The sequence below is a fragment of the Winogradskyella sp. genome, from assembly GCF_013213835.1.
In the GTDB taxonomy this organism is placed as follows: domain Bacteria; phylum Bacteroidota; class Bacteroidia; order Flavobacteriales; family Flavobacteriaceae; genus Winogradskyella.
Genome location: NZ_JABSSU010000012.1, coordinates 1 through 10,152, shown reverse-complemented (window position 1 = coordinate 10,152; position 10,152 = coordinate 1). Strand labels below are relative to the sequence as shown.

Genomic DNA, 10,152 nt, shown 5'->3' with positions numbered 1-10,152 from the left:
CACTTATGATTGTCATAAAATTAATTTATTAAAGTGCATCATCCTATGATATTTATCATGCATAATTGTTTCCTGAAATAACTAAATAGAAGTATTTTACGTTAGGGTATAATTTAAAGTTATTTAGTTTTAACTAGTTGGCTTTCTTCTGTTTAAGTCATATTTTTTATAGGTTAATTCAAATTAGAATGGCCAAATAATTGGCACTAATACTAATGTTATTATTAAAAAGATTAAAAGTAATGGTGCTCCTACCTTTACATAGTCTATAAACTTGTAGCCACCAGATGTCATAACCATTGCATTTGTAGTTGTGCCTACAGGTGTTAAAAAGGCCGTAGACGCGCTAATAGCTACTGCAATCATAAACGGTGCAGCAGATAAGTTTAGAGAGCTGGCAGCTATAATAACTATCGGCGCCATTAAAACGGCTGTTGCTGAGTTATTAATAACCTGACTAAATGTAGTTGTCAATAAAAATACGCCACCCAATAAAACAATTGGATGCAAGCTTCCTAATGTTTGTACAAGTCCATTGGCTATGAGTTCTGCAGTACCAGTTTTTTGTAAAGCTAATCCCATCGGAATCATAGCAGCAATCATAACAACGCTAATCCAACTTATACCTTTATAGGCTTTTGTAATTGGTACACAACCTGAAATTAAAATAACACCTGCAGAGATAAGTGCAGCAATGGCTCCAGGAACAACTTTAAAGACTAATAAGCCAATCATAAGTACTAAAGCAATTAAAGCGATATAAGACTTATATGTAAGATTAGTAACCGTTTTAGCCATACCTTCAGGACTTCCACAAATCACGAGATTTTCATGGTGGTCTTTTAGTTGCTCAATATCACTCCAGATACCACGAATTAAAAACGCATCACCAGCTTTTACGGTAATTTCATTCTCTGTTAATGGATGATTGTTACGAGATGCAGCCATAAGTTGTACACCAAATCGTTTAAAGAAATTACCTAATCTAAGTTTTCTCCCTACAAGCACAGATTTAGGTGTTACAATGATTTCGGTCATACCAACCTCTTGATTAATTAGATTATTTCTTAACTCATCAGCTATAGGCTCTAATGGTAAAAGACCTAATCGGTATTTAATCATTAAGGCGTTAATGGCTTCTGTATCACCCTTTACCGTTAAAATATCATGGTATAATATTTCGGTATTATTAGTTGGAAATTCAATAAACGGTTCGTTACCTTTTAAACGATTTGGATGTCTTCTTTTGATTCTAAGAATGGAAACATTATGATCTTTTTCGAAATTCCAATCGCCAATATTGGTGTTTAAAAGTGGTGATACAGAGCGTACTCTAAGTCTGTAATAATCGTTATCAACTTTATAAGCTTCAATCCATTTGTGTAATGTAGAACTAATATCTACAGGTTTATTATTGGTTTTATTGTTAGGTAATAATCGATGTCCTATAAATCTAAAGTATAGTAAAGCTATTAAAAGCAATGGTAGTCCAATCAGTGCGAATTCAAAAAATGAAAATCCTTCTAATCCACTTTCTAACATGGTATTGTTTACAATGATATTTGGTGGTGTACCAGTTAAAGTCAATAAACCACCAGTATTAGAACCAAAGGCCACAGGCATCAATAATTTAGATGGTAATGTACCAATACTCCATGCTGAAGAAATAGTAACTGGCATTAATGTAGCAACAGTACCAGTATTACTTACAACACCAGATAAAAGTCCAGATCCTAAAGTGGTTATTAGTAACAGTTTTGTAGCGCTTTTACCGGCCATTTTAATGAATTTTTGTCCTGCTAGTGCGGTCCATCCTGTTTGCGATAATCCTTCACCAATAATAAAAAGAGCGGCAATCATAAGAACAGTAGGATTACTAAAACCGCTTAGGGTTTCATTAAGATCTAGGATGCCAAATAAATACAGACTTATCATTGAGAGTAGTGCGACAATGTCTGGCGTATATTTCCCCCAAATAAAAAGTAATATGGTTATTGTAAGTATGGCTAACATTAAAGTCATAGTAGTATCTTTCTTTATTACAGTGTAAAATTACTGGCTATTAAAGGCAACAAACATGACTATTGTCATGCTTTGAATTAATAGGAATTTTTCAATTTTGGACTGTTTTTTAAGTTGATTTTAGAACTTATTTTAAACGAAACCGTTTGCGTTTTTAAAAGAGCATAATAATCTGTCTTCTTTTTAATATTTTTGATAATCTGTTAAAAGAAAAAAACACATGAAATTAGACATTTTAGCTTTTGGTGCGCATCCTGACGACGTAGAACTGAGTTGTGCTGCTACAATTGCAAAAGAAGTAAGTAAAGGGAAAAAAGTTGGTATTATAGATTTAACTCGTGGTGAATTAGGTACCAGAGGAACAGCAGAAACGCGCGATGCTGAAGCAACAGATGCTGCAAATATTTTGGGTGTTACACTTAGAAAAAATATGGAATTTGCAGATGGATTCTTTTTGAACGATAAAGCCCATCAGCTAGAAATAATAAAAGAAATTAGAAAGTATATGCCTGAGATTGTATTGTGTAATGCGATAGATGATAGGCATATAGATCATGGAAAAGGTAGTAAGTTAGTAAGTGATGCTTGCTTTTTAAGTGGTTTGGTGAAAATAGATACCAAACATGAAGATGATGAGCACTGGCAAGAACCTTGGCGGCCAAAATATGTGTATCATTACATTCAATGGAAAAATCTAGAACCAGACTTTGTGGTAGATGTAACTGGTTTTATGGATACGAAGTTGGAAGCTGTTTTAGCCTACAAAACTCAGTTTTACGATCCTAAAAGTAAAGAACCAGAAACACCAATTTCTAGCAAAAACTTCACAGATAGTGTGAAATACAGAGCACGAGATTTAGGAAGATTAATTGGGACAGAATATGCTGAAGGGTTTACAGTAGAACGTTTTCCTGCAGTTGAGTCTCTTTTTGATTTAAAATAAACCAACAAAAAAAGCCTTTCAAGAATGAAAGGCTTTCACTTTTTGGGTGGAAGATGGGGCTCGAACCCACGACTTCTGGTACCACAAACCAGCGCTCTAACCAACTGAGCTACAACCACCATTTTTCAATTGGATTGCAAATGTAATTCTTTTACTAAATTATGCAAAGCCTTTTTTTAAAAATATTATTATTCTACTAGTTTATCCACTACAATCCTATTGTCACGATTTGCTAATTCCCATGCAGTGTGAAAGATAAGTCGTGTTCTGTTTTGTAAAAGATCATACTCTATTTTATCTGGTGTGTCACTAGGTTGATGATAGTCTGCATGTGTTCCATTAAAATAAAAAATTACAGGAATATTATTCTTTGCAAAATTGTAATGATCTGATCTATAGTAAAAACGATTAGGATCGTTATCGTCATTGTATTTATAGTCAAACTCGATGTTACAATATTTAGAATTAACTTCTTCAGAGATGTTATGCAATTCTGAGCTTAATTTATCACTGCCAATTAAGTATAAATAATTTCTATCACCTTCTGTACGTTTTGGGTCAGTGCGACCAATCATATCAATATTTAAGTTGGCTACAGTATTTTCTAATGGGAATATCGGTTCTAAATCTGTATAATGACTAGATCCTAATAAGCCTTTTTCTTCACCTGTAACATGCAAAAATAAAACTGTACGTTTTGGTCCATAACCTACGTTTTGTGCTTCTTTAAAAGCTTCGGCAATTTCTAGAACCGCAACTGTTCCAGAGCCATCATCATCAGCTCCATTATACACTTTACCATCTTTCATACCAACGTGATCTAAATGTGCGGAGACCACAACAATTTCTTCGGGTTTCTCAGAACCTTCTATATAGGCTAATACATTTTCAGATAGTATTGGTGTTGATTTTTTATTAATGCTTATGTGTAATTCGGTGTTTATAGTTTTAGTCTTATCTTCATTAAGTATATTATTGTATAACGCTTGCGCTAGTTTATTAGTAACTAATAACATAAATGCTTCATTACCATTGACAAGAGAAAGTCTACCCGTAATTCCTGAAAATGCCATTTTTTTATAATATGGTGCATACTCACTAAAAGCACTATCATCTAAATATATTAAGCCTTTAGCACCGTTGTCTATTGCCGCCATTCTCTTACTAGACATTGCTTGGCGACCTTTGGTCCATTTGGTATATTCGGTATTACCAGATGTGACATAGTTGCCCCTATCATCTTTAGGTTCACCAGCTTTTGCTAAAACAATCTTACCTTTTACATCAATATTGTTATAATCACTGTATGCTTCAGAATCTATACCATAACCCACGTAAACTATTTCAGTTGTACTTAGATCAAAATTATCTGAGGTACGTAATACAAGTTGATCTGTAAAACTCTCGAAAGATTTACCATTAACACTTAAACTTGCATCAGCAATTTTTTGTTCTTCTAGTTCAACTTCTTGAAAATAATCATCACCTTTTAGAGGTGTTTTAATTGCCATTGATTTATATTGGTTCTTCAGGAATTCGACCGCCATTTTTTGACCTTTTGAACCTGTATCTCTGCCTTCAAATTCGTCCGATGCATATTTAAAAAGCATTTCTTTTAACTCAGCTTCAGTAATAGTAGAAGCATATATTGAAGGATCGGATATTTTGCTGTTTTTTAGTTGAAAGGTTTTGTTTTCACTCGAAGTGGTTTTACATCCAATCAGAACTATGGCTAAACCTGCATATAAAATAAATTTTTTCATAAAAATTAGCTTAACAGTAGCAAAGATAAGTAATAGTTAAGTTTGCTCTGTAATAAATTGTAAGGACTACTGTTTTCTAAATAATTTCTTTAGTCAGACGGTTTTCTGAATTGGCTAGATACCAAGCAGTAGCAAAAATAAGTTGCGTCCTTTTTGCTAATAAAGGGTAATTAATTTTATCAGCAGTATCTGTTGGTTTGGTGTAATCTTCGTGCTCACCATTGAAAAAGAATACTACTGGAACACCATGAGTTGCAAAATTGTAATGATCTGATCTGTAATAATAACGATTATGATCTTTCTCGCTATTGTATTTATAGTCTAGACTTAAATTAGAAAAGTTGTCATTGGCTTCTTGTATAATGTAATGAAGTTCTGAGCTAATTCTATCTGCACCTATAACATAGAGGTAATCTTCATTTTCCTTATGTCTTTCATCAACTCTACCAATCATATCAACATTTAAGGTAGCCACTGCATCATCTAAAGGAAAAACAGGATTGTTTGCATAGTAGCGAGAACCATGCAGACCAGCTTCTTCAGCTGTGACATGTAAAAAAACGATACTTCGTTTAGGTATATAACCATCTAGCACAGCTAATTTAAAGGCCTCAGCGATTTCAAATAAGGCTGCGGTACCTGAACCATTATCATCAGCTCCCGGGTAAATGACTCCATCTTGAACACCTTCATGATCAGAATGCGCTGTAAAATAGACGTATTCGTTAGGATATTCTGAACCTTTAATCATCGCAATAACATTCTGTGAATCTTTTAAATCATCTGGTAATACTTCTTTCGGAACTTTTTGAAAATAATTTGGATGAGATTGCGGTGGAACGAGTCCTTGATTTTTGTAGTAGTCACGAATATATTCACATACTTCATTATGCCCTTCTTCACCTGTTAATCTACCTTTGTATTTATCTGAAGCTATTTCCTCAACATGAGCTTTTAATTCGTCAGGGTCAATTGTATTCAAGTATTTTGTGACGATTTCAGGTTGATCGTAAGATATACTTTCTTTAAGGTTGTCAATCTTTTCACTATGCCTAACGGTAGCGCAAGATCCAACTAATAAAAGTGCTGATGCAACTAATACTTTCATGTAAACAATTGATTTTTAGCAAATATATACTAATTGCTTAAAAACGGAACTCTTAATGATACTAGAATAATTTTATATTATTCCTCGATATCAATATCATCTAGAATATCTATGGAGTCTTCTAAATTTTCTTCATCGCGTTGTTCTAATTGCTCTGTGTCTCCAATTTCAGTTGAAGATGATAATCCTTTATAGATTGTAAGACTCAGAGAAATAATAACTAATAAAAAGATATATTGAATAGTTTTTGGTTTAGATTCTTCCTTTTTAGAGATGTATAAAATCATTAAACCAGAAACAAAAGCGACAATAATTGGAATAATAGCAATATTAGATAATGGTGTAACCGCCAAAACTGTTGCTAATATTGCAGCCAAAAAACCAAAAATCACAAATACTTTTTTCATAAATCTTAATGTTTTAAACCTTCAGCTGAAACTATTCTTAACTCACCACTCCCAACGGCAATTTTAAACTTAGCATAAACAGGTACTTTGTTGTTGTCTGCTGTTAACCAAAGAAGGTTAGAATTACTGCCTTTAAGTACATCACTCCCTTTAACTGAAAGGGCTAATTTGTAACACTCCTTTTTTCCTAATGCTGTAGAAATGGTTTCCTTTTTTAGATATTTAACGACAATAGTATTCTCCTTATTATCAAAAAGTACATTGAATTCTTGTTGATCACCAGGACTTGCTTTATGAATATCTAAATTTCTTATATGATATAATGTTGTAACAATATCTCTTGTATTAGTTCCAATATTAAACGTGTTTTTTTCATCCCAAGTTTCACCTTTTTTGTTCTTTTTACGCTTAAGACTATTAACTAACTTAGCCTTATGGTTATACTTGTATTGCATGAACTTGTAATAGCCACCTTCACTTATATCTCTTTTATATAAATATGGTTTTAGTGTTTTTGGGCTGACATAACTTTCATACAAATCTCTGATTTTAAAAAAATTATCCCATTTTTTATAGGTGGTTGCTGTACATTTAAGACGCATTAGAGTGCTTCTTGAAGTTTTAACTTGACTCGTTTCCATTTTTAATTGAGCGATATCAGTTAAAATGCCTGACATATTATATGAAGCTGTAAAAACTAGTTTTTCACCAGCATTAATCGTTTTGTTTTGTGCGTGATTGACAGTACTCAATACAACAGTAAATAACAAAATGAAGTGTTTCATTAAAATAGGTTTTAAAAAAGGATAAATTACAGTAAGCATTTACCGTGCCGAAAATACAATACAATTAATAAAAAAAACTATAAAAAAACTTTTGGCTACTTGAAAAAGGGTTTTATATTTGCATCCGCTAAAGAGCTCAAGGCGCCTAATCGACACTGGAGAAATGGCAGAGTGGTCGAATGCACTGGTCTTGAAAACCAGCGAGGGTCACACCTCCGGGGGTTCGAATCCCTCTTTCTCCGCAGAGTAATAGTCGTAAAACACTGATAAATAGTGTTTTGCGACTATTTTATTTTAATAAATGTACGATTATTGTATTGCAATCATTGCTATGGATTATATTCATTGATTACAATATCTTTATTTTAATATCGAAAGAAATTTATTTAACGTCATAACTTTGTAAAAGTTAAATATTCGATATCTAAACTCGGATCAATATCAATTTTTAATGTAGTGTCCGTTAATTCTATAATTTCTAAGTTAAAACCTGCAAAATTTAGTGTATTCCCATTAAGTGAATAGGGGTATAATCCTGGTTCTATAATTTCACCACAGTAGTCTCCCAATTGTGAGTCAAAATAATCTACGTTTTCGATATTAATGTTATCAATAATCCAGCCTACAAAACTATTAGGACAGTTAATTTGATTTACAACACCGTTAAACTCATTAGATATGTATTGCCATGTGCCTTGTAAACGAGTATCAATCAATACCAAATCACTATTTTCATTTGATATTTCGAAAATTGCATCATTAGAAAAGGCTGTTCCTTGTTGAAAGATTTGAGAATATGCCTCCCCAACAGTTTGTCCTTCTAAAAGATAATCAAAGAAGTTAATGGCGTTGGCAGTATTATCTTGAGAATCTACATCATCTGTCCAACCAACAAAGACACTTTCATTACCAACTAAGGCACTAGCAAGACTTGAATTTGCATATCCTTTACAAGATCCCATATGAACTAAGGTCGTATCAAGTTTATTCTCGTATTCTTTTTCAAACCATTTTGATGATAATGATACCATATCATGTCTTTTCCATAAAAGAGTGCCTATAGGATTAATAGGTAATAACGCATAAGGTATTCGAGCGGAAACTATACCAACTCTTTTATTTTCATAGTCATCTTTCAAAGACAACTTTAAATCTTCAGTAAATTCAACACCTGAATTAATAAAAACGTTTCCAGTACTACCACCAATCCCTCCATGAGTTGAAATTGCAATCACACTATAATTGTGAAAATCTTTATAATCTTGGAGTGATATATTATCAGTTAAGGCCAGTGCATTTGTATTTCTTTTATAGGTTACATTGAAATTATGATCTCCCATCATTTCAGCAAGTTCATCAGTTTCATCAAATGAATCAAAAATAGCAAACTCATAATAATAAGGTGATAAAATTAAGGCGTTATCATTCTCTGATATTATAGGGTCATTTAGCTGGGAGTTAATAGTTTTTCTTGTACCATTTGATTGTCTATCCAATTCATTTAATAAGGTCAAAGATGTCTCGGTCAAATAACAATATTCTAGTCCATCTTTATATTCCCAGCAGACAGTAGTGCCATCTTCACTGACTCCTGCATCAATGATATCATCAAGATTCAATAACATATCAACGAGTAACAATCTACTTTGTTCTGGGGTGTTTTGCGATAACAGAACTTCATATTCATTTATCATATCATCTGCCATGTCAATCTGAAGTTGAAAATCCATTTCAACAAATTCTGAATGTTGATTATCTTCTGTTTTACAAGAAGTAATTATTACTATTAGTGAAATAAAAAGAACTTTTAGTTTTTTCATATTATAAAGTTTTCAACAAGTTAACTAATTTAAAGTAAAGACTCTGAATTAGTAAAGAAAGAGTTTATTTTGGGTTTATAATAAGAAAGTCTTTTATATTTAATTATCCATCCCATTAATAAAAGTATCTACAAAGTTAACCACTTTACTTAATATTCTGTCACCTATGGTTTTACGTTTTAATACTGATGGTTTGTCACCTTCAATGAGGTTTAGTAACTCATCTCTTAGCGGTTCTCTTTCTGCATAGAGGTAATCTTCAATAAGTTTTTGTGTGCGCTCTGAGGATAGGTTTTCTTCTTTCACGAATTTATCAAAGGCACTTTGCTGTTCTGCTGTCCAGAATTTTTCAAACTCTTGTGGTATCGTGTCTGTATCTTCAATATGAGGTAAATTCTCTTGAATGAACTTTTCTATCAATTCTCGTTTACTTCTTAAGTTGGCTTCACCAGAGAGTATATCTACAATTTCTTTCTTCTTAGCTTCTTGTTCTGAAAGTTTTGCATCTTTTAGTGCTGCTAATAATTTGAGAATATAGGTAACGTTTATTTCGTCTCTATGGATTAACTCTAATTCAAAATCTACATCGTCTAATATGGATACTTTTTCTTTTGCTGTATCGTGCTTGACTTTTTGCCAAAGGTCTAAATACTTACTTCTGTAGTCATTGAACAGTTGTTCTTCCATTTCTAAATCTTCCCAGTCGAAATTGGCAAAGGTTGTCATCGTATTCTTTAAGCGCATTAAGGCTCTAAAGGCTTTGATGAACTCTAACTCGTCTTCTTCACTTACTAAGTCATTTACACTATCAACCGTTGGTACAAGCTCAGTCAATTTGGCGAAAGCATCATTAAACTTATCTACATAATCCTCATACGGTTCCATTATGATGACGTCTATCGCCTCTTTATTGCTGAATAGTGTTATAGCCTCATCCGTAGCCTTTTTTAGATTGCGGAATACAACAATATTACCTTGTGATTTCTGCTCGTTTATAATTCTATTGGTACGTGAATAGGCTTGAATTAATCCATGATATTTTAAATTTTTATCTACATAAAGCGTATTTAAGGTTTTACTATCAAAACCCGTTAAAAACATATTCACTACTAAAAGAATATCAATCTTACGTTCCTTTACTTTCTTAGATATATCATTGTAGTAATTGTAAAAGGACTGACTGTCTTTTGTTGAGAAGTTAGCACCAAACATCTCATTGTAATGCCCAATATAGGTTTCTAATTTGTCTCTCTTATGGCTATTCATACCATATAAGGCTGGTGCTTCCTCGACTACTGAAACTT

The 10,152-nt window shown here is 32.7% G+C and carries 7 protein-coding genes, 2 tRNA genes and 1 pseudogene; 2 read left to right on the top strand and 8 right to left on the bottom strand.

The genetic code is table 11. The features are described 5' to 3' along the window. Positions 1–183 precede the first annotated feature (183 nt). The gene (locus HRU50_RS14635; RefSeq protein ID WP_296351847.1) at positions 184–2,022 is read right to left on the bottom strand and encodes an SLC13 family permease; all 1,839 of its coding nucleotides are present in this window, start codon (positions 2,020–2,022) and stop codon (positions 184–186) included. Positions 2,023–2,242: 220 nt separating this feature from the next. On the opposite strand from HRU50_RS14635, the gene bshB1 reads away from it, so the two are divergent. Further along, positions 2,243–2,965 (top strand): bacillithiol biosynthesis deacetylase BshB1, encoded by a 723-nt coding sequence (gene bshB1, locus HRU50_RS14630; RefSeq protein WP_296351846.1) that lies wholly within the window; start codon positions 2,243–2,245, stop codon positions 2,963–2,965. Positions 2,966–3,009: 44 nt separating this feature from the next. Here the strand turns inward: bshB1 and HRU50_RS14625 are convergent. The 5 genes from HRU50_RS14625 to HRU50_RS14605 form a co-directional block, all read right to left on the bottom strand. Next, positions 3,010–3,085: transfer RNA gene (locus HRU50_RS14625), tRNA-His, on the bottom strand. Positions 3,086–3,153: 68 nt separating this feature from the next. Beyond that, positions 3,154–4,728 carry a M28 family peptidase gene (locus HRU50_RS14620; RefSeq protein WP_296351845.1) on the bottom strand — a complete coding sequence of 525 codons (1,575 nt, stop codon included), beginning with the start codon at positions 4,726–4,728 and terminating at the stop codon, positions 3,154–3,156. Between the two features lie 76 nt (positions 4,729–4,804). Further along, a complete protein-coding gene (locus HRU50_RS14615) occupies positions 4,805–5,836 on the bottom strand; it encodes a M28 family metallopeptidase (protein ID WP_296351844.1) in 1,032 nt (343 codons plus the stop codon). 77 nt (positions 5,837–5,913) lie between these two features. Then, positions 5,914–6,243 carry an FUSC family protein gene (locus HRU50_RS14610; RefSeq protein ID WP_296351843.1) on the bottom strand — a complete coding sequence of 110 codons (330 nt, stop codon included), beginning with the start codon at positions 6,241–6,243 and terminating at the stop codon, positions 5,914–5,916. A gap of 5 nt (positions 6,244–6,248) precedes the next feature. After that, the gene (locus HRU50_RS14605) at positions 6,249–7,028 is read right to left on the bottom strand and encodes a DUF3108 domain-containing protein (protein ID WP_296351842.1); all 780 of its coding nucleotides are present in this window, start codon (positions 7,026–7,028) and stop codon (positions 6,249–6,251) included. A gap of 157 nt (positions 7,029–7,185) precedes the next feature. Between HRU50_RS14605 and HRU50_RS14600 the strand changes: the two genes are divergently transcribed. Then, a tRNA-Ser gene (locus HRU50_RS14600) sits at positions 7,186–7,270 on the top strand. A 150-nt stretch (positions 7,271–7,420) separates the two neighbouring features. On the opposite strand, the gene HRU50_RS14595 is transcribed toward HRU50_RS14600, so the two are convergent. Together HRU50_RS14595 and HRU50_RS14590 are read right to left on the bottom strand one after the other, a co-directional pair. After that, complete coding sequence (locus HRU50_RS14595) at positions 7,421–8,848, bottom strand: hypothetical protein (RefSeq protein WP_296351841.1); 1,428 nt, start codon at positions 8,846–8,848, stop codon at positions 7,421–7,423. 99 nt (positions 8,849–8,947) lie between these two features. Next, positions 8,948–10,152: pseudogene (locus tag HRU50_RS14590) on the bottom strand (type I restriction endonuclease subunit R); the annotation flags it as partial.

Coding starts and splice junctions, on each gene's coding strand:
- HRU50_RS14635 (WP_296351847.1), bottom strand. CDS start 2,022: ATGACTTTAATGTTAGCCATACTTACAATAACCATATTACTTTTTATT.
- bshB1 (WP_296351846.1), top strand. CDS start 2,243: ATGAAATTAGACATTTTAGCTTTTGGTGCGCATCCTGACGACGTAGAA.
- HRU50_RS14620 (WP_296351845.1), bottom strand. CDS start 4,728: ATGAAAAAATTTATTTTATATGCAGGTTTAGCCATAGTTCTGATTGGA.
- HRU50_RS14615 (WP_296351844.1), bottom strand. CDS start 5,836: ATGAAAGTATTAGTTGCATCAGCACTTTTATTAGTTGGATCTTGCGCT.
- HRU50_RS14610 (WP_296351843.1), bottom strand. CDS start 6,243: ATGAAAAAAGTATTTGTGATTTTTGGTTTTTTGGCTGCAATATTAGCA.
- HRU50_RS14605 (WP_296351842.1), bottom strand. CDS start 7,028: ATGAAACACTTCATTTTGTTATTTACTGTTGTATTGAGTACTGTCAAT.
- HRU50_RS14595 (WP_296351841.1), bottom strand. CDS start 8,848: ATGAAAAAACTAAAAGTTCTTTTTATTTCACTAATAGTAATAATTACT.